This is a genomic window from Halobacillus faecis (genome assembly GCF_007991335.1).
Taxonomy (GTDB): Bacteria; Bacillota; Bacilli; order Bacillales; family Halobacillaceae; genus Halobacillus; species Halobacillus faecis.
The window spans coordinates 1-20,760 of the sequence record NZ_BJYD01000040.1; the positions used below are offsets into that span (position 1 = coordinate 1).

Annotated in this window: 18 protein-coding genes; 6 read left to right on the forward strand and 12 right to left on the reverse strand. The window is 43.3% G+C overall.

The genetic code is table 11. From position 1 onward, the window contains the following. Nucleotides 1-125 precede the first annotated feature (125 nt). The gene (locus HFA01_RS18390) at nucleotides 126-239 is read right to left on the reverse strand and encodes a GapA-binding peptide SR1P (protein WP_089652758.1); all 114 of its coding nucleotides are present in this window, start codon (nucleotides 237-239) and stop codon (nucleotides 126-128) included. Nucleotides 240-432: 193 nt separating this feature from the next. After that, the gene (locus tag HFA01_RS18395) at nucleotides 433-1,275 is read right to left on the reverse strand and encodes a polysaccharide deacetylase family protein (RefSeq protein ID WP_146818833.1); all 843 of its coding nucleotides are present in this window, start codon (nucleotides 1,273-1,275) and stop codon (nucleotides 433-435) included. 138 nt (nucleotides 1,276-1,413) lie between these two features. On the opposite strand from HFA01_RS18395, the gene HFA01_RS18400 reads away from it, so the two are divergent. From HFA01_RS18400 to HFA01_RS18410, 3 genes are all read left to right on the forward strand, one after another. Beyond that, on the forward strand, nucleotides 1,414-2,490 hold the full coding sequence (locus tag HFA01_RS18400) for an FUSC family protein (protein ID WP_146818834.1): 1,077 nt from the start codon (nucleotides 1,414-1,416) through the stop codon (nucleotides 2,488-2,490). Between the two features lie 38 nt (nucleotides 2,491-2,528). Then, a complete protein-coding gene (locus tag HFA01_RS18405; RefSeq protein WP_146818835.1) occupies nucleotides 2,529-4,064 on the forward strand; it encodes a glycine betaine uptake BCCT transporter in 1,536 nt (511 codons plus the stop codon). Nucleotides 4,065-4,395: 331 nt separating this feature from the next. Further along, nucleotides 4,396-4,770 carry a hypothetical protein gene (locus HFA01_RS18410; protein ID WP_146818836.1) on the forward strand — a complete coding sequence of 125 codons (375 nt, stop codon included), beginning with the start codon at nucleotides 4,396-4,398 and terminating at the stop codon, nucleotides 4,768-4,770. Between the two features lie 279 nt (nucleotides 4,771-5,049). On the opposite strand, the gene lpdA is transcribed toward HFA01_RS18410, so the two are convergent. From lpdA to HFA01_RS18435, 5 genes are all read right to left on the reverse strand, one after another. Beyond that, nucleotides 5,050-6,459 (reverse strand): dihydrolipoyl dehydrogenase, encoded by a 1,410-nt coding sequence (gene lpdA / locus HFA01_RS18415; protein ID WP_146818837.1) that lies wholly within the window; start codon nucleotides 6,457-6,459, stop codon nucleotides 5,050-5,052. 3 nt (nucleotides 6,460-6,462) lie between these two features. Beyond that, complete coding sequence (locus HFA01_RS18420; protein WP_146818838.1) at nucleotides 6,463-7,764, reverse strand: dihydrolipoamide acetyltransferase family protein; 1,302 nt, start codon at nucleotides 7,762-7,764, stop codon at nucleotides 6,463-6,465. Nucleotides 7,765-7,792: 28 nt separating this feature from the next. Continuing rightward, a complete protein-coding gene (locus tag HFA01_RS18425; protein ID WP_089652751.1) occupies nucleotides 7,793-8,770 on the reverse strand; it encodes an alpha-ketoacid dehydrogenase subunit beta in 978 nt (325 codons plus the stop codon). Nucleotides 8,771-8,773: 3 nt separating this feature from the next. Then, complete coding sequence (gene pdhA, locus HFA01_RS18430; protein WP_146818847.1) at nucleotides 8,774-9,856, reverse strand: pyruvate dehydrogenase (acetyl-transferring) E1 component subunit alpha; 1,083 nt, start codon at nucleotides 9,854-9,856, stop codon at nucleotides 8,774-8,776. Nucleotides 9,857-10,323: 467 nt separating this feature from the next. Beyond that, the gene (locus tag HFA01_RS18435; RefSeq protein ID WP_246139368.1) at nucleotides 10,324-11,013 is read right to left on the reverse strand and encodes a YkyA family protein; all 690 of its coding nucleotides are present in this window, start codon (nucleotides 11,011-11,013) and stop codon (nucleotides 10,324-10,326) included. A gap of 216 nt (nucleotides 11,014-11,229) precedes the next feature. On the opposite strand from HFA01_RS18435, the gene def reads away from it, so the two are divergent. Next, entirely contained in the window at nucleotides 11,230-11,784 is a 555-nt protein-coding gene (gene def, locus HFA01_RS18440) for a peptide deformylase (RefSeq protein ID WP_146818840.1), read from the forward strand. Nucleotides 11,785-11,864: 80 nt separating this feature from the next. Here def and HFA01_RS18445 read toward each other — a convergent pair whose 3' ends face one another. Further along, nucleotides 11,865-12,641 (reverse strand): Cof-type HAD-IIB family hydrolase, encoded by a 777-nt coding sequence (locus HFA01_RS18445; protein ID WP_146818841.1) that lies wholly within the window; start codon nucleotides 12,639-12,641, stop codon nucleotides 11,865-11,867. 438 nt (nucleotides 12,642-13,079) lie between these two features. Between HFA01_RS18445 and HFA01_RS18450 the strand changes: the two genes are divergently transcribed. Together HFA01_RS18450 and rnjA are read left to right on the forward strand one after the other, a co-directional pair. Continuing rightward, nucleotides 13,080-13,289 carry a DNA-dependent RNA polymerase subunit epsilon gene (locus tag HFA01_RS18450; RefSeq protein WP_146818842.1) on the forward strand — a complete coding sequence of 70 codons (210 nt, stop codon included), beginning with the start codon at nucleotides 13,080-13,082 and terminating at the stop codon, nucleotides 13,287-13,289. Nucleotides 13,290-13,292: 3 nt separating this feature from the next. After that, nucleotides 13,293-14,963, forward strand: coding sequence for a ribonuclease J1 (rnjA, locus tag HFA01_RS18455; RefSeq protein WP_146818843.1), 1,671 nt, complete (start codon nucleotides 13,293-13,295; stop codon nucleotides 14,961-14,963). A 39-nt stretch (nucleotides 14,964-15,002) separates the two neighbouring features. Here rnjA and HFA01_RS18460 read toward each other — a convergent pair whose 3' ends face one another. The 4 genes from HFA01_RS18460 to HFA01_RS18475 form a co-directional block, all read right to left on the reverse strand. After that, complete coding sequence (locus HFA01_RS18460; protein WP_146818844.1) at nucleotides 15,003-16,724, reverse strand: pyruvate oxidase; 1,722 nt, start codon at nucleotides 16,722-16,724, stop codon at nucleotides 15,003-15,005. Nucleotides 16,725-17,168: 444 nt separating this feature from the next. Further along, a complete protein-coding gene (locus tag HFA01_RS18465) occupies nucleotides 17,169-17,834 on the reverse strand; it encodes a potassium channel family protein (protein WP_089652745.1) in 666 nt (221 codons plus the stop codon). Nucleotides 17,835-18,069: 235 nt separating this feature from the next. Continuing rightward, nucleotides 18,070-19,083: a cytochrome d ubiquinol oxidase subunit II gene (locus tag HFA01_RS18470; RefSeq protein WP_146818845.1), complete on the reverse strand. Its 1,014-nt coding sequence runs from the start codon at nucleotides 19,081-19,083 to the stop codon at nucleotides 18,070-18,072. Next, nucleotides 19,080-20,441, reverse strand: coding sequence for a cytochrome ubiquinol oxidase subunit I (locus HFA01_RS18475; RefSeq protein ID WP_146818846.1), 1,362 nt, complete (start codon nucleotides 20,439-20,441; stop codon nucleotides 19,080-19,082). Before HFA01_RS18475 ends, HFA01_RS18470 begins: the two co-directional genes overlap by 4 nt. Between the last annotated feature and the right edge of the window lie 319 nt (nucleotides 20,442-20,760).

Below are 20,760 nucleotides of genomic sequence, written 5' to 3' on the forward strand. Positions count from 1 at the left end.
GCGAAAGGATTTCCTCACATCGGAAATCCTTTCGCGGAACGAAAAAGAACCAGGTCCATGACCTGGTTCTTTCCTTTTATGTCTCCTTTTCAGGAATGATGCCCCCGTTTAATAGAACATACTCTTTATTTATCTTCTGGTTTGTTGCAAGTAGGACAGGTGCTGTAAAGAGTAGAAACCTTTTCATTTTCGTAGTGCTCAATTACCTTCTGACAGTCTTGACATACGATTGTACCCATTCACATCCACTCCCCATATTTGTAATCGTTTTCAACGTAATTTTATTCTAATATGGCACAATCGAAAAATCAAGCCCAAAAGTATAACTTTTTATAAAATGTGTCATACTAATAATTTCTCTACCTACTAGTATATGATCAGGTTTCATCTTTAAGCCTAAAAAAAGATCACTCCTGGGAGTGATCTTTTTAGCTATGGTGTTTGAATAAGTGCTGGATCTAACAGCTCGTAGCCCTTCTCTCGCAGACCATCCGCAATAGGGCCGAGGGCCTTATTTGTCCATTCCCGATCGTGCATGAGCAAGTTAGCACCGTTATTTAGAAGGGGAGTGTTAACCATGATGTCAGCAAGCGCTTGAGCGTCCTGGTATTCACTTTCCCAATCGTATCCATAGGTCCAGTTCATGACGAGCATGCCTTCTTCTTCAGCCAATTGCTTAGAAAAATCGGTATTCTGTCCAAATGGGGCACGGAAAAAGACTGGCCGTTCACCTATGATTTCTTCAATCTTATCATTCAGTCCAACAATTTCTTTTCTTTGTTCTTCTTCACTTAGATCAGGTAAGCTCGCGTGGGTTTCTGTGTGATTTCCTATAGGAAAGCCCATTTCGTGAATCTCTTTTAATTTTTCTTTTTCTTCTGGTGTATCAATGAAATGGCCATTTACAAAAAAGATTGCAGGTGCATCTTTTTCTTTTAACGTTTTAGCCATTTCTACTGCGTGAGTATCTGGTGCATCATCAATCGTAAGTAGAGCGACTTTCGGGTTCGCCTCTGCAATCGGCTTGAAGGACCAGTTCCCCGTCAATTCATATTGCGGTTCTACATTCCTATCGTAGGCTTCCCCTCTCGCTACAGGTTCTTCAGTCTCTTCTACCTCAGCAGCTGTTTCTTTCGATTCTTCTTGTTCAACTTCTTCTGTCGCCTCTTTCTCAGCTGGCTCGTTTTCCGCTTTTTCAACCTCTTCACTGTTTGCTCCCGAGCAGGCAGAAAGCATAAAAATCAGTACAAACAACAAACTTGTCCATCTTTTCATAGGTGTTCCCTCCACTGTTATGTATTTCCACTTTCTCTATTATAAAAGAAAAATCAACATTTTTTCTATCGTTTTCGGGTAAAATATTATATAATGTTTAATCGTGGTCTCATGACTTCTTACATATGGGTGATTGAAATGATACATTCACTAAAAAAATTCAAATTTCTAGGAAGCCGAACGTTAAAAACGGGAATTTCTGTCTTTTTGACTGCATTGATTTGCGGTTTTTTTAATTTACCCATCATATTTGCTGTCATCACAGCTATTGTAACGATTGAACACACCGCTGCAGATTCGATTAAGAAAGCCTTCGTCCGCTTCCCTGCCTCAGCCATCGGTGCATTACTTGCGACGGCATTTTACGGGATGCTCGGAAAAGGTGCTTTGACATTCGCTCTTGTAGCTATGGTGACGATCGCCGTCTGTCACAAACTGAAACTGGATGATGGAATTTTGGTCGCTACCATCACGGCGACTGCCATGATTCCAGACTTCCAGGACCACTATGTGGTTTCATTTTTCACGAGATTGGGTACAACCTCCATTGGAATCATCATCTCTACTTTTGTGAATTTTTTCCTTTTACCACCCAATTATTCGCCTATGATTTACAAAAACATCAACGGTTTGTATAATCATGCTGGTCTGCTTTTGAAACGAATAATTTCTGAGGTTACGGCAGAATCTAAAGAGAAAACTCGAGTTATTCAGAGGTCCTACCGGCAATTGACGGCCCATCTGGAAAAGACAAATCAGCTTTCTCAATACCAAAGGGAAGAGTGGAAATACCACCGCCACTCAGAAGAAGAGATGGTCGCTTTTCAACTCTCTCAACGGAAACTGGCGGCATTCCAACAAATTGCTTATCATCTCGGAAACTTACAGTACGTCCAAACAAAAGCTTCTGATTTTACAAAAGAGGAAAAAGAGCTTTTGCTTGCACTTACAGAAGAATTCACCAAAGTACTTAGTGACCCGACCCACTCAATTAATGAAAGACAATTCGAGATGGTAAATCAATTGGATGATGCATTCTGGAAATGGAAAGAAGACCACGTCGTAAAGCAGACAGGTTACCGACACCATTTACCACCGCAGACGATCTTAATTTATGAATTGCTTTGTTTTCACGATGTCTTGGAAGAATTGCAAAATTTGTCAGAAAAACAAGAACAATTAGTGAAAAAATGCTATTTACCAGATCATTCATAATGTGGTGAAGAAATCTTTTATTAGGAGGGAAGTCAGTAATGAAACAAGTAACAAAAGTGTTTTACATTTCAGTTGTTATCGCATTCTTATTTATCGGCTGGGGAATCATCCCAGAAGCTACATTACCGACTTGGAACTTACAAAATGTAACATCAAACATTCAAGGTTTCCTTACAGAGAAATTTGGATGGTTCTACTTGCTGTCAGCTACAGGATTCTTAATTTTTGCTATCTTTTTGGTCTTCTCGAAATATGGAAAATTAAAATTAGGTAAGCCTGATGATGAACCGGAATATCCATACATTACATGGTTTGCCATGCTCTTTAGTGCTGGGATGGGAATTGGACTAGTTTTCTGGGGAGCTGCAGAACCCCTTTTCCACTTCCATACTCCACCGATCCCTGGTCAAGAACCGGTGAGCGAACAAGCGGCTCAGTCAGCTATGAAGTACACGTTCTTCCACTGGGGATTTCACCCTTGGGCCTTTTACTCTGTAATCGCTCTAGCCCTTGCCTACTTTAAATTCAGAAAGGACGCACCAGGCGTGATTAGTGCCGCTCTCACACCAGTCCTAGGTGAAAAGAGAGTGAAGGGTCCTCTAGGTACACTGATTGACTTTATCGCTGTATTCGCAACGATCTTCGGTGTAGCGACATCTCTTGGATTAGGTGCACTACAAATTTCCAGTGGTCTTGCCTTTACCATTGATGGGTTAGAAGATACGTTCACACTACAACTTACGATTATCGCTGTTGTAACTATACTCTTTATGACTTCAGCCATGACTGGTTTGAACAAAGGGATTAAATACCTTAGTAACACGAACGTCGTACTTGCTATTGGTTTAATGGTATTCATGTTGTTTGCAGGTCCGACAAACTTTATCATGGATTATTTCACGACATCATTCGGATCATATCTCCGGGACCTTCCATACATGAGTTTCCGGATGACTCCATTTGAGGAAGATAGTTCATGGGTTCAAAGCTGGACGATATTCTATTGGGCTTGGTGGATTTCCTGGGCTCCATTCGTTGGAACCTTCATCGCACGTGTATCCCGCGGGCGTACGATCAGAGAATTTATTTTAGGTGTACTTCTAGTACCGACGGTCTTCGGGGCTCTATGGTTCTCTGTATTCGGTGGAACAGCTATTTCACTTGAGTACTTCAATAACGTTGATCTCTATTCAGATGTCAGCGAACTTGGAGCTGAAGTGGCTCTCTTCTCTATGTTGGAAAATGTACCACTAGGATCAATCATGTCCATCATTGGACTATTGCTCATTAGTACGTTCTTTATCACATCTGCTGACTCTGCCACTTTTGTACTTGGCATGCAGACGACAAACGGGAGTTTGAATCCTACAAACCAGGTGAAATTCACATGGGGAATCATTCAGGCTGGAGCAGCTGCTGTCCTCCTTTGGCAAGGTGGATTAGGAGCCCTACAAACGGCAGCGATCATCGCAGCCTTCCCGTTCACCTTTATCATGATTCTCATATGCTTCTCCTTGTTTAAAGCATTCCAAGAGGAAGCGAAAAAAGTGGATCTTAAGAAGAAAACAAGATAAAGCTTCAAAAGGAACCCAGAACTTGTTTCTGGGTTCCTTTCTATTTTGATTCTTATACGGCTTACTCTGAACTCAACAAAGGCCCTCACACCACCTTTCTTCATACCAAACCTCTCCCCTCTTTACCCGCGACCTTTGATTTACACTTCGGCCCATGCTGCATATTAACACCTAAAGATACGTCCCTTTTGGTTTTATTAAGGATTTTACAATCGATGTCACAATACAACATGACACTATCATTTCCATGACAAAATGATAACAAGTAAATAATCTTCCTAGTTCCTTGTTACACTGAGAATGGATCAAAGACAAGGGAGTGGGACGGACTATGATCAATCGTATTATCCTATCTTTTTTAGCAATATTCTTACTCGCGGGATGTCTACAAAAAGGTGAATCCGTACAAGTACTTACAGCTACACCTGAGGATTATGAATTATACTTATACTCCGAGGTTGACCAGGAAGAGTCCGCACAGGATTACTTGAGCGCCCTTCTCGATTGGAAAATGAAGCAGGATGACGGGGCTGAATTACAGTTCAAACAGACGGAAAAGGACAAAAGCGAATTGAGCATCCCAACGGAAGAATTACCTGTCCTCGTAGTGAAAGAAGAAGGTAAAACGATAACCACGATCTCCGGAAACAACCCACGCGAAAAAATTTTAATGACTTTGGAAAATCATATAGCGATGATTAGATGAATGCCAAGCCTCCCTTTGTATAGTGGAGGCTTTTTTATGTACTTAAAAAGGATTTCTAGTTAGAGGACGTTATAGCTTGGTTAGAGGACATTAACACATTATTATAGGACATTGATGCTCAGTTAGAGGACATTGACTTGACGCTAAGGGACATTAAAGTCCAGTTAGAGGACATTGACTTACCACCAAGGGACATTAAAGTCCAGTCAGGAGACGTTGAACTCTTTCCAAAACAAAAAGCCCGACAGACTCATAGGAGCCGTCGGGCTTTATAGATTATTATTTAACGATGTGGATCGGTTGATCGATCGCAACTTCAGCTGCTTCCATCGTGATCTCACCTAGTGTTGGGTGAGCGTGGATGGTAAGCGCTAAGTCTTCGGCAGTCATGCCGGACTCAATTGCCAAGCCAAGCTCAGCAATCATGTCACTTGCATTCGCACCAGCGATTTGAGCACCGATGACAAGGCCGTCTTCTTTACGAGTAACGAGTTTCAGGAAACCGTCACTTTCGTTAAGAGATAGCGCACGTCCGTTAGCTGCAAATGGGAATTTAGAAGCTTTCACATCATATCCAGCATCTTTTGCTTCTTGCTCTGTGTAACCAACAGAAGCTAGTTCTGGATCAGAGAATACGACAGCTGGAATTCCAAGGTAGTCGATTTCTGACTTCTCTCCAGAGATCGCTTCTGCAGCGATTTTACCTTCATAAGAAGCTTTGTGAGCAAGTGGTGGTCCTTCAACGATATCACCGATCGCATAGATGTTATCAATGCTCGTGCGGCACTGTTTATCGATTTCGATGATTCCTTTATCCGTCATCTTGATTCCTAGATCTTCAAGACCGATTTCGTCGGTGTTCGGACGACGACCGACAGTGACAAGTACGTAATCCGCATCGATGGATTTTTCTTCACCTTTAGCTTCATACTTAACAGTCACGCCGTTTTCTGTCTCTTCAACACCTTGAGCCATAGCTTCCGTTACAACGTCAACGCCTTTTTTCTTCAGACGCTTCTTAACGATGGAAGACATTTGCTTCTCGAAGCCGCCAAGGATGTCTTTTGTTCCTTCAAGGATGGTTACTTCTGTACCGAAGTTCGCATACGCCGTACCAAGCTCTGTACCGATGTATCCGCCACCGATCACGACCATTTTCTCAGGAATTTCATCCAGGTTCAAAGCACCTGTAGAATCTAGAACACGATCAGAGAATTTGAAAGAAGGAATCTCAATCGGACGAGAACCAGTTGCAATGATGCAATTGTTGAACGTGTACGTTTGAGAGTTCTTTTCATCCATGACACGGACTGTGTTTTTATCTACGAAGTAAACTTCGCCTTTTACGATGTCTACTTTGTTTCCTTTAAGAAGACCTTCAACACCGCCAGTCAGTTTGTTTACAACGCCGCCTTTCCACTCTTGTACTTTAGAGAAGTCAACGGTTGTATTTTCTGACTTGATTCCCATGTCTTCAGCGCCTTGAGCGTGTTCGTAACGGTGACCCGCTTGGATCAACGCTTTGGAAGGAACACAGCCGACGTTCAAACAAACGCCACCAAGGTTACCTTTGTCGACAATGGTTACATTTTGACCGGATTGTGCAGCACGGATGGCGGCAACATAACCGCCAGGACCCGCACCGACAACTAACGTATCTAGTTCAATTGGGAAATCTCCTACTACCATACTTTACGCCTCCATCATGATTAGTTGTGGATCGTTCAGTAAACGCTTGATGTTGTTCATTGCGTGCTGAGCTGTCGCACCATCGATGATACGGTGGTCAAAGCTTAAGGAAATCGCAAGAACTGGAGCTACTACAACTTCACCATCGCGTACGATTGGCTTGTCTGCAATACGTCCGATACCAAGGATCGCCACTTCTGGGTGGTTGATGACTGGTGTGAACCACTGGCCACCGGCAGATCCGATATTCGTAATTGTAGTGGAAGCACCTTTCATTTCTTCAGATGATAGTTTACCGTCACGAGCTTTCACAGCTAGTTCATTGATTTCGCTTGAGATTGAGAAGACAGACTTGCGGTCTGCGTCTTTAACGACTGGAACCATTAGGCCTTTCTCTGTGTCTGCAGCGATACCAATATTATAATAGTGTTTCTGAATAATTTCATCCGTATTGTCGTCAATTGACGTATTAAGAACAGGATATTTTTTCAGAGTAGAAACAAGAGACTTCACCACATATGGAAGGTAAGTCAACTTGATGTCTTGTTCAGCTGCAACAGCTTTGAACTTCTTACGGTGAGCAACGAGTTCAGATACATCCACTTCGTCCATCAACGTTACGTGAGGAGCAGTGTGCTTGGAGTTCACCATAGCTTTGGAGATCGCTTTACGGATTCCGCTCATCTTCTCACGAGTTTCTGGGTAAGCTTCACCTGCAGCTGGAGCTGCTTGTTGCGTAGAAGCTGCTGCTTCTTCCTGCTTGTCTTCAGCTGGAGCTTCTGTTGCTGTTTCCGCTTGTCCGCCGTTCATGAAGCTTTCAACGTCTTCTTTAAGAACGCGGCCGTTTTTGCCGGATCCTTGAACTTTACGGATGTCGACATCGTTATCACGCGCGAATTTACGCACAGAAGGCATCGCTACAACGCGGCGGTCTTCGTCAACGTCACCATCGTTTGCAGATGCTGCTGGTTGTTCAGCTTTTTCATCTTTGCTTTCTTCTTTAGGTGCTTCCTCTTTTTCTTCTTTCGGCTCTTCTTTAGGCTCTTCAGAAGCAGGAGCATCTTCAGATCCATCATCAATTGTGATGATAACTGTTCCGACTGTAGTCGTTTCACCTTCGTCTACGTGGATGTCTTTGACCGTTCCATCTACTTGGGAAGGGATTTCTACTACTGCTTTATCGTTTTGTACTTCACAAAGTACATCGTCTTCTTTTACTTCGTCGCCAGGCTTGACGAACCACTTCGCAATTTCACCTTCGTGGATACCTTCACCGATATCAGGCAGTTTAAATTCGAATGCCACGGTTATTACCTCCTAGTATTAGAGATGATTAAAAGTTCATAACGTCGTTGACTTTTTCAACGATCGTGTTGTGATTTGGCAACCATACTTCTTCTGCTTGTGTGAATGCATACACAGTATCTGGTGCAGCTACACGCAATACAGGAGCTTCAAGGTGAAGGATGGCTTTCTCTTGAATTTCAGAAACAACGTTCGCTGCGATACCCGCTTGCTTTTGAGCTTCCTGGACAACCACAGCGCGGTTTGTTTTCTTAACAGATTCAAGAATCGTTTCGTAATCGACTGGAGATACAGTACGAAGATCGATGACTTCAGCACTGATTCCGTCTTTCTCAAGCTCTTCTGCAGCTTTAAGAGAAGAGTGAACCATTGCACCATAAGCAACAAGAGTAACGTCTGTACCTTCGCGCTTAACGGCTGCTTTATCAAGATCTACTGTATATTCTTCTTCTGGCACTTCTTCACGGAAAGAACGGTAAAGTTTCATGTGCTCAAGGAAGATGACAGGATCGTTATTACGGATGGAAGAGATCAAAAGACCTTTCGCATCGTATGGATTGGATGGGATCACTACACGAAGACCAGGCTGTTGAGCCATCAGACCTTCAAGGCTGTCTGCGTGAAGTTCTGGTGTGTGTACACCGCCGCCGAAAGGAGAACGAACAGTAATCGGCATTGGACGAGTACCACCAGAGCGGTAACGATAGCGAGCCATTTGACCGCTGATTGCGTCCATAACTTCGTAAACGAAACCGAAGAATTGAATTTCAGGTACCGGACGGAAGCCTGTAAGAGCAAGCCCGATGGACATACCGCCGATTCCGGATTCAGCTAGTGGTGTATCGAATACACGATCTTCGCCGAATTCTTTTTGAAGACCTTCAGTCGCACGGAATACTCCGCCGTTTTGACCAACGTCTTCACCGAAAACAAGCACGTTTTCATCATTTTTAAGTTCTGTGCGCATCGCGTCTGTGATGGCTTGGATCATTGTCATTTGTGCCATGATTTACTTCGACTCCTTTTCCTTGTATTCTTCCAACTGCTCTTTCAAGTTTGAAGGAAGTTCCTCATGCATGATACCGATCAAATCAGTAACACTTTGTTTTGGAGTATTGTCAGCTTCTTTAACAGCTGCTTTGATTTCTTCTTTTGTTTTTTCGATCAATTCGTTCTCTTCCTCTTCAGACCATAGGCCTTTTGCTTCGAGGAACTTACGGAAACGAACGATTGGATCTTTCTTCTCCCACTCGTTGTCTTCATCTTCCGTACGGTAACGAGTCGGATCGTCTCCGGCCATTGTGTGTGGACCATAACGATAAGTAAGTGTCTCGATCAATGTCGGACCTTCACCGTTCACAGCACGCTCACGTGCATCTTTTGTTGCCGCATAAACAGCAAGAACGTCCATACCGTCAACCTGGATGCCTTCGATTCCGGCAGCTACTGCTTTTTGCGCAATTGTTTGTGCTGCAGACTGCTTCTCAACAGGTACAGAGATCGCAAAGCGGTTGTTTTGTACAACGAAAATCGCTTGCGCACCGAATGCACCAGCAAAGTTGATTCCTTCATAGAAGTCACCTTGGGATGCTCCGCCATCACCTGTGTATGTGATTGCTACAGCATTTTCACCACGTTTTTTATAACCAAGACCAACACCAGCTGTCTGCGTAATTTGCGCACCGATGATGATTTGTGGGCTTACTGCGTTGACACCTTCAGGCATTTGGTTTCCTTTATAGTGTCCACGGGAGAATAGGAATGCTTGGTAAAGTGGAAGACCGTGCCAGATCAGCTGTGGTACATCACGATACCCTGGAAGAATGAAGTCTGCTTTCTCCAGTGCAAATTGGCTTCCAAGCTGAGATGCTTCCTGTCCTGCAGTTGGAGCGTAGAATCCAAGACGTCCCTGGCGGTTAAGTGCGATGGAACGCTGGTCAAGAATACGCGTATAAACCATACGGCGCATAATTTCTTTCAGATCTTCATCAGATAGGTCAGGCATAAAATCTTCATTTACGATTTCGCCTTCTTCGTTAAGGATTTGAAACGTTTCGAACTGGTTTTCAATGTTCTCAAGAGTTCGTTTCAAAGTCATTCACCCTTTCCTTTCGTATTTTAAAATGGATGCTGTGAGTAGCTTTCCCAATTATGAAAAAAAACTGTACCGATTTGCTCTTTACGTTTTACCCTGAACACATATTTATTAATCATGCAGGGGCGTTTATAGAAACTGTTACATTCTTCAAGTAAGATTCAATGGTACAATGTCAATCCATTATGTAGTTTAGCTCAAATCGTCATCATTCGTCAATCACTTCACTACATAATATCTATACATAGTCATTGAGGCTTCTAACAGCAGTCGAAAAATGACTTATTTTGTTATTTCAGAACACGATACTGTATTACCACAAAATTAAGCCTGTATTAATCTTACGTCTTTTCTCCTTTACAATCAAATGAATTGTTCCGTGGAAGCTTTCCTACTGCTTCAGTCATCATGCGTGTTCGCTCAAATGAAAAGCCGTTGACGAATATCCGTCAACGGCTTTCCTATTATTCCTCTTCTGAAGCAGAAGATTCTGATTGTTCTTCATAAGTTACATCAAGTTCCATCGCTTCATAAAGTTCTTTCTTCAATGTATTATACTCTTCTGTATGTTTATTGAATGTTTCATTATGTTCGATCACTTCATTATATTTCTGATTGATCTTATCGATTTGTTCTTGAAGTTGTTCTTCCGTCAAGTCTTCGTTCTGCATCATTTCATAAAGTTTGGCATCCATGGTTAATGCTTCATCGTAAGCTCCGTACAAATTTTGATACGAGTCATATCGTGCATTCATCGTCTCGACGAGTTGCTCCGCTTTTTCTTTTGCGTCTGTGTTCTCTTCCTCTAAGTCTTCAATAAGAGGTTCAATCTTATCAAATTCTTCTTTAGCTGCATCAATGCTTTCTTTCTCCAGCTCGAGCTTTTCTCTTCGTTCCTCAACAATAGAGGCCGCCTGCTTTGACTTTTCCTGAATTTCATCAAATTGATCCATATTCAAATTGATGATTTCTTCATATAACTGTTGTTCTTCTGTTTCAAGATCCACCATCGGCTGCTGTTGTTCGCGGAAAGCATCTTCCAGCGTCACCGCTTTTTCCAGATGTTCATAAATCTGTTCTTCTGCTGACTGCCCTGTGCAGGCTGATAAGAAAGCTGCAACTGCCAGGAGCACCACTAGCTTATGTACTCGCACACCTTTTCCCCCTCGAATTCCATGAAACATTATTGTAATCTAAACGTATCTACAATAGTATAATAAATGATATTAAATGAAAAGTGCCTTTTTCACATATGTTACCATTGACATAGAAGAGAAAAGGACTTACTTGAGAGAGCTCTTTATTTTATTTTTATAAATACATGATTGGGGCTTTGTTTGAAAATGTATAGTTTGAAAGGATGTTGCTGAATGATCACAATGGACGATATTGTTCGTGAAGGTCACCCTGCTCTGCGCAAAGTGACAGAGGAAGTGTCCCTTCCCCCTTCTGAGGAAGATAAAAAAACGTTGGAAGAAATGATCCAATACTTGAAAAACAGCCAGGATGAACAAGTTTGTAACCGTTACGGCCTCCGTCCCGGGGTAGGCTTGGCTGCACCACAGATCAATGTGAATAAACGGATGTTAGCCGTTCATTTCACTGATATGAAAGATAAATTATACAGCTATGGCTTATTCAATCCTCGTATTGTCAGTCATTCTGTGGAAAAGACCTATCTTTCTACAGGAGAAGGCTGCCTTTCCGTGGACCGTGAAGTGCCTGGTTATGTGCCACGCTATCGCCGTATTACAGTGAAAGCCACGGACCTTGAAGGGAATGATGTGAAGCTGCGCTTAAGGGATTATGCAGCGATCGTCTTTCAACATGAAATTGACCATCTCCATGGTGTCATGTTTTATGATCACATCGACCAGGAAAATCCTTTTAAGGAGCCTGACAACGCTACACCTGCCGATCGATAAAAACCAAAAGCTCCACCGTCCCATGACGGTGGAGCTTTTTTTAACTTCTTCCGGATTAGCTTCTATTTGTTGAAGATAGGTTACTTCAGCAAGCCTATTTCATAAATCGCATGAGAGAGGCCGTCTTCACCTACATCTTTTGTTACAAAATCACTGACGGCTTTCGTTTCAGATACCGCATTTCCCATCGCGATCCCTGTTCCTACCTCACGGATCATTTCGATATCGTTCAAACCGTCGCCAAAAGCGTACGTATCCTCCATCTTGAGACCGGCTGCTTCGATCATCTTTTTGATTCCTTCGGCTTTTGATCCACCTTTAGGAAGGACATCACAGGAAACGGGGTGCCACCGGATGTAATCGAAGGATTCGTATGCGTCTCGATATTCTTCGATCTCATCCCCTTCACAAAACAGAAGGGACTGATAAATATTTCTTCCTTTGAAAAAGGAGGCATCCGCACTAGGGTGATCAATATACAGCGTTCCTAGACTTTCTTCGATATGATCATGATCCGGTACAGAGGCTTTCATTTCTTCATGGTTCATGAAAACCATTGGATGGTCGTTTTGCTCTGCGTGTTTGTGAAGTCGTTCTAACTCAGGTTCAGATAATGGATTCGTGTAAATTTCTTTTCCTTCAAAAACGACATATTGTCCGTTGAAACTTACGAAGGAATCGATTCCAAGTTCCTCTCTCAACTTCTTATACATGAAAGGAGCACGGCCGGTTGCAATGGCGCAGTACACTCCTTCATCTTTTAATGCTTGAATCGCTGCTTTCGTTTTCTCTGGTAACTTTTTATCGTGATCCAGTAGTGTTCCATCAATATCAAAAAAAGCAATTTTTTTCGTCATCCTATTGTTCCTCCTCGGCGTCTTCAGTGCAATTTCGTTTATGTATCATAGCATACCCCACTCTTTGGCTATACTGTAGCATGAGTGGATAGGTTTGAGAAGAAAAACACACGATATATACAAAATCTAATATGTAAATGTTTCATTCTTCCACAAACCGTATTATACTAGAGATAACAGGGATTGGGCGGTTTAACGTTTTTTTGTTTTCTTCTTCACATTGAAAGGGGATAGATGCACATGATGAAGCGTCTACGAAGGAAGCTTAGAAAACGTTGGAAAAATTTAATGAAACGAAAAACATACGCGTAAACCATTGTTTAAGGGTGTACCGAGCACCCGCACATACCATTATCATTCCCATACAGGAAACAAACGTGCTATGATGATGACAGGACAAGAATGTGGAAATTATATCTAGTTAGGAGCGATAGAGTAATGATATTTAAAGTACTTTATCAGGAACTGGCGAGCGAAGTTCCTGTCCGTGAACGTACAGACAGCATGTACGTGGAAGCGGAAACAGAAAGACAAGTTCGTGAAAAATTAAAAAATGAAGGATTCAATATTGAATATATTCAGGTGCTTAATGAGGATCACCTTGAGTATGAACAGCAATCCGAAGATTACAAAGTGGAGAACTTTTAACCGATGAAATTCGTCAAAAATGACCAGACAGCCGTATTCGCCCTTGGCGGACTCGGTGAGATCGGTAAAAATACGTACGGAGTACAATTCCAAGACGAAATCATCCTCATTGACGCTGGTATCAAATTCCCGGAAGACGAGCTGCTCGGTATCGACTATGTTATTCCGGATTATACGTACCTCGTCCAAAATCAAGACAAAATCAAAGGACTATTCATTACGCACGGTCACGAGGACCACATTGGTGGTATCCCTTACCTGCTACGTGAAATTAATATTCCGATTTACGCGGGCAAATTGGCCCTTGGCCTGATCCGTAATAAGTTGGATGAACACGGTCTCTTGCGGAATGCGAAACTGAATCCGATTCAGGAAGACGATGTCATTAAATTCCGTAAAACTTCCGTTTCCTTCTTCCGTACGACACACAGTATCCCTGATTCCTACGGTGTGGTAGTAAAAACCCCACCAGGAAACGTCGTACACACAGGGGATTTCAAATTCGACTTCACCCCTGTAGGCGAACCTGCTGACCTTGCCAAAATGGCTGAGATCGGTAAAGAAGGCGTGCTTGCCCTATTATCCGATAGTACCAATGCAGAGGTTCCTGGTTTTACAAAATCAGAACGTGTGGTTGGACAGAGCATCGACGACATCTTTTCGCGTATGGATGATGGTCGATTGATCTTTGCTACCTTTGCATCTAACATCCACCGTCTTCAACAAGTGGTGGAATCGGCCGTTAAGAAAGGTCGTAAAGTGGCTGTTTTCGGACGCAGTATGGAATCTTCCATCCGAATCGGTCAAGAACTTGGATATATCCGTGCCCCTAAGGATACATTCATTGATGCCCAGCAGATCAACCGACTTCCAGCTAATGAAGTCGTGATCCTATGTACGGGCTCACAAGGTGAACCAATGGCTGCCCTGTCACGTATCGCCAACGGTACTCACCGTCAAATTCAAATTCAACCTGGCGACACCGTCGTGTTCTCTTCTTCCCCAATCCCTGGAAACACGATCAGTGTCAGCCGTACTATTAATAAACTTTACCGCGCCGGTGCCGATGTCATCCACGGCCCATTGAATGACATTCATACATCCGGTCACGGTAGTCAGGAAGAAATGAAGCTCATGCTTCGTTTGATCCAACCGAAATTCTTTATGCCGATTCACGGGGAATACCGTATGCTGAAGGAGCACACAAAGCTCAGCCATGATTGTGGCGTTGAGCCTGAGAACTGCTTCGTCATGGATAATGGTGACGTTCTTGCTCTTGGTAAAGAGGAAGCTACTGTCGCAGGTAAAATCCCGTCCGGTTCTGTCTATGTCGATGGAAGCGGAATTGGTGACATCGGTAACATCGTCCTTCGTGATCGTAGAATTCTTTCTGAAGAAGGTCTTGTCATCGTAGTCGTTAGCATCAACATGAAAGAATTCAAGATCGCCTCAGGTCCTGATATCATCTCCCGTGGATTCGTCTACATGAGAGAATCAGAAGACTTGATCAAAGAAGCACAGAACCTTGTCAGCTCCCATGTTGAAAAAGTGATGGAGCGTCGTACGACTCAATGGTCTGAAATCAAAAATGAAATCACTGATACCATTGCACCGTTCTTGTTTGAAAAGACAAAACGTCGTCCGATGATTCTTCCAATCATCATGGAAGTGTGATCATAAAAAATCCCCGCTGGAATTCCAGCGGGGATTTTTTTATGTCAGGCGTTTCAATGCTTTTTTCATGTCTGGTAAGTCAAGGTTCCCGGATTCAAAGAATTCTTTAACGATATACTTGGAAAAATTCACAGCTGATTGATAGTCAATTTTTCCAGGTAGTGGCGCCTGGTCTTCAATGACGACATCGATCAATAGAGGCTTGTCGGAAACGAAGGCCTGCTTCATCTTTGTAGAGAGCTCTTCATAAGATTCAATTCGATAACCTTCTCCACCACAAGCTTCCGCAAATTTAGCGAAGTCCACTTCTCCTAAGTTCGTCGCGTAATTGAGATGCCCCATCTGTTCTTGTTCGTACTTAATCATTCCGATCTTACTATTATTCAGCACAATCATCTTGATGGGCAGGTCATATTTGACAGCCGTCACAAAATCATGCATCACCATGGAGAATCCACCATCACCAGAAACTCCGATTACCTGTTTATCTGGATAGGCTTTTTTCGCTGCAATAGCTCCCGGAAGACCACTTCCCATTGTGGCTAGCCATCCAGACAAAACGAACTTCTGGTTCACCAGGTGTAAAAAGCGGGAGAGCCATACGGTCACGTTCCCTACATCTCCTGATATAATGGCTCCTGGTTCCATATGCTTCTCCAATTCATACATCACTTGAGGCGCATGTAATGGATGATCCGTGGAACGTTTCTCTTCTTGTAGAGCGATTCTCCAATCGTTCATCTTTTCCTGATAATACTCAAGGTACTCTCGCTTTTCGACCGGAGCAGTGAGCTTCGTCAAAGCGGCAAGCGTCTCTTTACTATCCCCAGCCAGTCCTACTTCAATAGGATAATACTTCCCAAGGTTCTCTGGCTTATTGTCGATTTGAATAGCTGCGACATCTTCAGGAAGGAAATCACGGTATGGAAACTGTGTTCCTACTAGAATCAATAAATCCGTTTCCTTCATCGCATGGTAGGCTGGCTTCGTTCCGATTTGACCATGCTGTCCCAGGCAATACGGGTGGTTATCCGGAATGACTCCCTTAGCAAGTAGACTTAAAATGACCGGGGCTTTTATGGACTCAGCAAAATCGATCAATTCATTCGGGGCATTTCTTGTCCCCTGCCCTGCCAGAATGATCGGTTTCTCTGCTTTTTCAATCAGCTGTCTTGCTTCATTCAATTGATTTTGCGCAGGGAAAATTTCTGGTCGATAATAATCTCCAGAAGTGAGGCGAACTTCATCTGTCTGCTTGGCTGCAAATAAATCGTCCGGCACAATTAAGACAGATACCCCTTTATGGGCGTAAGCCTCCTTGATCGCCTGGTCAAGCAGATCCGGCAGCTGCGCCTCTGTCTCTGCACGGCGATTGAAGACCGCTACATCATCGAACATTCTCTCCAAATTAATCTCCTGAAATGCACCTGTCCCTACCTCTTCACTATGCACTTGTCCAACGATCGCCAGTACAGGTGCGCTGTCGGCTTTGGCATCATAGAGACCGTTCAGTAAGTGAACGGCACCAGGCCCAGCAATCGCTGCTGTTACGCCGATTTTCCCTGTCAATTTCGCATAGGCAGCCGCTGACAGGGCACCCGTTTCCTCATGGCGGACTTGGATGAATTCGATTTCCTCCTGCCTTTTTCTTAAATCATCAATCAGTTCGTTGATGGAGTCTCCCGGCATTCCGTATATATGATCGACACCCCAATTGATGAGTTGTTGTGTCATGACTTCACCTGTTCGTTTATTGAACATCCAGATCATCCTTTCAAGCTCCATAAATTATCTTCTATAACCTTTCTTATTTCCTTTTCCACCTTTTCTTAAACAATGAAGTCATGGATAACCCGGTCCATATCTCTAATATTCCAGCTCTGTTAAACCTTTTATGATTTTATTGGAGTCTAAGGTTGGATTAGGTGCTACACTCAAGTTATCTACGTTCCTTGAATAATTCTGGTCTTTGTTCTGCGAACGTAAATAATCAGTAAGTGGGAGCACTTTTAAACAATTGGGATGTGGTAAGATTCCCATCAGCCATTGACTTTTACAGGTCTTTGGGAATGAGGACAAAAAGTAGAAAAATGGAGATGAAATTGAATGAAAGAATGGGAGTGGAACAAAGTTAACTGTAACAAAAAGACCACAATAAACATCCCCCACTGGACCTTTTTTACCAGAGGGGGATTTCCGTTCTTATTAATCCTCTAATACGAGGTTCTTTTCAAAGCGACTGATATCTTTATCCGCACCAATGACAATGAGCACATCGCTCTCTTTAATTTCTTCCGTCGCCATTGGGGAAACGATGACGTCTTTGTCTCGTTTGATAGCAACGACGTTACATCCGTACTCGGCACGGATATCCAGATCAACGAGCGTCTGGCCGCCCATTTTACTACCTGCTTTCACTTCGACCACACTATGGTCATCAGAGAGCTCAATATAATCGAGAATATTGTTTGAGATAATATTGTGAGCGATTCGTTTACCCATGTCTCGTTCAGGGTGAACGACTTGATCGGCTCCAATTTTGTTCAATATTTTTTCATGGTAATCGTTTTGGGCTTTGACTGTGATCATCTTGATGCCCATTTCTTTTAATATCAGTGTTGTCAGCATGCTTGCTTGAATGTTATCACCGATTGCGACGATCACGTGATCAATGTTTCGGAACCCGAGTTCTTTCAACACGTTTTCATCAGTCGAATCAGCTATGACGGCATGTGATGCGATATCCCGGTATTCGTTTACTTTATCTTCATCAAGGTCGAGGGCAAGGACTTCCATTCCCTCTCGGCTCAATTCGCGGCAGATGCTGCCCCCGAAGCGGCCGAGACCGATGACGGCAAATTCTTTTTTCATACGTCAACCTCCAACTGTCTCGCAAAATCTAAGCTTATTCTATCATATAAAACCTTCCTCCACATGTAGAATCATCAATTTCAATTTAGAATCTATTTGTACTTTGCTAGTTTTCTTTGTATTTAGAAGCGTTTGGTGACCAGGCAAAACCTTTCATTAAAACGAGACTCTATCGTCAAGTAAAATCGAGAAAAAGCTTAGAGTCCATAGACTCTAAGCTTTTTAGTGGATGGCTTTATTTTTTCCCTTTCACATAATCCGCATCGAAAAGGAACAGACGCATCAATAGAATGAGTGACGGGATTAACAAAAGCAATCCGGCAATGAAGACGATGACTAGAGCAATAGCCATGGATTCATTGGTCACGCCACTCGTAATGGTTACATACGGGTAGAGCAAGTACGGCAAGTGAGAAGCTCCGTAACCAAAGAAGGCGATGAAAAATTGAATCATGACGGCAATAAACGCCCAGCCATAGTACTTTCCTTGATACACGAGGAAAACGGCGATCATGAAGAACGCTACGGAAATACCAAAGACCCACCATAATTCAATGGCACGCTGGTAGTGATCCATGTTCTGTTGACTTAGTGCGATGAACGTCGTCAAACTGGCGATGATTGTCGGTGAGCTCCAGAACAAAGCATACTTTCTTAGAATCTCAAGCGCAGGCTTATCCCCTGCCCGGTTGGCATAATACGTCAGGAACATAGCACTGATATAAAGGACACTAACGATGGCAAGGAAAACAACACTCCAGGAATAGGGACTTGAGATTAACTCTCCGTAAAGGAGCTGCACACCGTTTGACGTTTCCTCAATAAATCCACCTTCAGATATGGTAAGTGCAGTCGAAAGAGATGCAGGGATGAGTAATCCAGTCGCCCCATAAAGGAACATATAAAGAGAGTTATCCTTCGATCCATAATTCTCAAATGCATAAAAGGACCCCCTGATTGCGAGTAGAACAATGGCGATGCTCCCAGGAATCAAAAGCGTTTGACCAAAATAGTAGGCCATATCCGGGAAGAATCCAACAAGTCCTACGAAAAAGAAGACGAAAAATACATTGGTCACTTCCCACACAGGTGATAAATATCGGGAAATCAGCTGGTTGATCAAGTGATCCTTCTTTGTCATTCTTGCGTAGTAAGCGAAGAAGCCGGCACCGAAATCAACGGAAGCAACGATCAAATATCCATAGAGGAAGAGCCATAGAACGGAAATCCCAATCAATTCATAACTCATACGTCACCCTCCTTACTTGCAGCGGCTGTTTGAGGATAACGATGTTCCAACTCCAATTCAGCCGGTTTTCCTTTAAATATTTTCCGCAGTGTGATGAGACATCCCATACCCAGGACAAGGTACACAGCTGCGAAAAGGATAAACATCGCAAACACATACGGAGAGGTTGTGGCACCTTCTGCTACGGTCATAAACCCACGTAAAATCCATGGTTGGCGACCTACTTCTGCGTAAACCCATCCAAATTCAATCGCAAGCATCGTAAGCGGGCCTGTAGCTACAATCCCCCATAAGAGAAGCGGGTTGTATTCGTTCCATTTTTTCATCTTCCAGAATATAAGGAATAGGAACGAGATGCCGAGCGTATAAAACCCGATGCTGACCATGAGATCAAACATGTAGTGAATCCATAGAGGAGGACGTTCCTCTTCCGGCGTTTCATTCAACCCTTCCACCTCTGCATTAAAATCGCCGTAGGCAAGAAAACTTAATGCGTTTGGAATTCGTATGGCATTTTCTACCTCGTTGTCTTCATTTAATGTACCGAAGACGACGAGATCGGCACCTTTCTCAGTCTCAAAATGCCATTCCCCTGCCGCTAGTTTTTCCGGCTGGTACTCTGCAAGGAATTTGGCAGACAAGTCGCCGGCAACAGCTGTCAGAATCGCAAATAAAAAGGTCATCAGAACGGTTAGCTTCAACGCTTTTTTATGATATAACGACCCTTTTTTTATAAGGATGATGAAGGCTGCAATTCCAGCAAGTACCGCAGCGGCCGTTAAATAGGAGGAGGAAATAACGTGAAACACCTTCGTCGGTGTCGCAGGGTTGAACATCGCTGCTAGCGGGTCAACCGCTGTAAAACGCCCATCCTCCATTTCGAAGCCTTGAGGTGTATTCATAAAAGAATTGACTGTGGTAATGAAAAATGCTGACAATGTCCCGCCGATGACGACAGGAATTGATAATAGCCAGTGATAGATCGGTTTCTTAAAACGATCCCACGTATATAAATAAATCCCAAGGAAAATCGCTTCAAAGAAGAACGCGAACGTTTCCATGAATAGTGGCAGTGCGATCACATTCCCGGCCAACTGCATGAAACTAGGCCATATCAGTGATAACTGCAAACCAATCGCCGTACCTGTTACAACTCCGACGGCTACAGTAATCGTATAGCCGCGCGTCCAACGGCGGGCAAGCAGTGTATAGTGTGGATCTTTTTTCTTTATTCCGATGAGCTCGGCAATCGATACGAGTACAGGAACACCGACTCCAAGCGTCGCGAAAATGGCGTGGAAAAGCAGTGTCATAGCCGTGAGTGCCCGGCTCACTTCAACGGTTTCAAAACCAAACATCTTTGTTCCCCCTAACTAAAATCGGTCACTTCTACCGTTAGTATAAAGCGTGAAAACGGTTCATGGTCAGATGGTTGTTGACGATTTTGTGACATCCTTCACAAAGTTTCTATTTGATTAGGATATTACCCGATCTCTTTTAAATTGTCGAACGTTTTGCCTATAGCTCTTCTTCCCTATTGGTCATTCAAATTAACGTACGAATGCCGATAACCAGCACACCACTTCTTCCACGAAAGCTCCCGTTCGTGGAAGACTCAGTTTCGAGATGTTTTCAGGGTTCGTTACCCAGGTTGAGCGTTAGGGGTGGCTGGGAAGC

Excerpts from the sequence above, each read along its gene's own strand:
- HFA01_RS18390 (WP_089652758.1), bottom strand. The coding sequence starts at position 239 with ATGGGTACAATCGTATGTCAAGACTGTCAGAAGGTAATTGAGCACTAC.
- HFA01_RS18410 (WP_146818836.1), top strand. The coding sequence starts at position 4,396 with ATGATCAATCGTATTATCCTATCTTTTTTAGCAATATTCTTACTCGCG.
- HFA01_RS18460 (WP_146818844.1), bottom strand. The coding sequence starts at position 16,724 with ATGTTCAATAAACGAACAGGTGAAGTCATGACACAACAACTCATCAAT.
- HFA01_RS18465 (WP_089652745.1), bottom strand. The coding sequence starts at position 17,834 with ATGAAAAAAGAATTTGCCGTCATCGGTCTCGGCCGCTTCGGGGGCAGC.
- HFA01_RS18425 (WP_089652751.1), bottom strand. The coding sequence starts at position 8,770 with ATGGCACAAATGACAATGATCCAAGCCATCACAGACGCGATGCGCACA.
- HFA01_RS18400 (WP_146818834.1), top strand. The coding sequence starts at position 1,414 with ATGATACATTCACTAAAAAAATTCAAATTTCTAGGAAGCCGAACGTTA.
- lpdA (WP_146818837.1), bottom strand. The coding sequence starts at position 6,459 with ATGGTAGTAGGAGATTTCCCAATTGAACTAGATACGTTAGTTGTCGGT.
- def (WP_146818840.1), top strand. The coding sequence starts at position 11,230 with ATGATCACAATGGACGATATTGTTCGTGAAGGTCACCCTGCTCTGCGC.
- rnjA (WP_146818843.1), top strand. The coding sequence starts at position 13,293 with ATGAAATTCGTCAAAAATGACCAGACAGCCGTATTCGCCCTTGGCGGA.
- HFA01_RS18445 (WP_146818841.1), bottom strand. The coding sequence starts at position 12,641 with ATGACGAAAAAAATTGCTTTTTTTGATATTGATGGAACACTACTGGAT.
- HFA01_RS18405 (WP_146818835.1), top strand. The coding sequence starts at position 2,529 with ATGAAACAAGTAACAAAAGTGTTTTACATTTCAGTTGTTATCGCATTC.
- HFA01_RS18395 (WP_146818833.1), bottom strand. The coding sequence starts at position 1,275 with ATGAAAAGATGGACAAGTTTGTTGTTTGTACTGATTTTTATGCTTTCT.
- HFA01_RS18470 (WP_146818845.1), bottom strand. The coding sequence starts at position 19,083 with ATGAGTTATGAATTGATTGGGATTTCCGTTCTATGGCTCTTCCTCTAT.
- HFA01_RS18475 (WP_146818846.1), bottom strand. The coding sequence starts at position 20,441 with ATGTTTGGTTTTGAAACCGTTGAAGTGAGCCGGGCACTCACGGCTATG.
- HFA01_RS18450 (WP_146818842.1), top strand. The coding sequence starts at position 13,080 with ATGATATTTAAAGTACTTTATCAGGAACTGGCGAGCGAAGTTCCTGTC.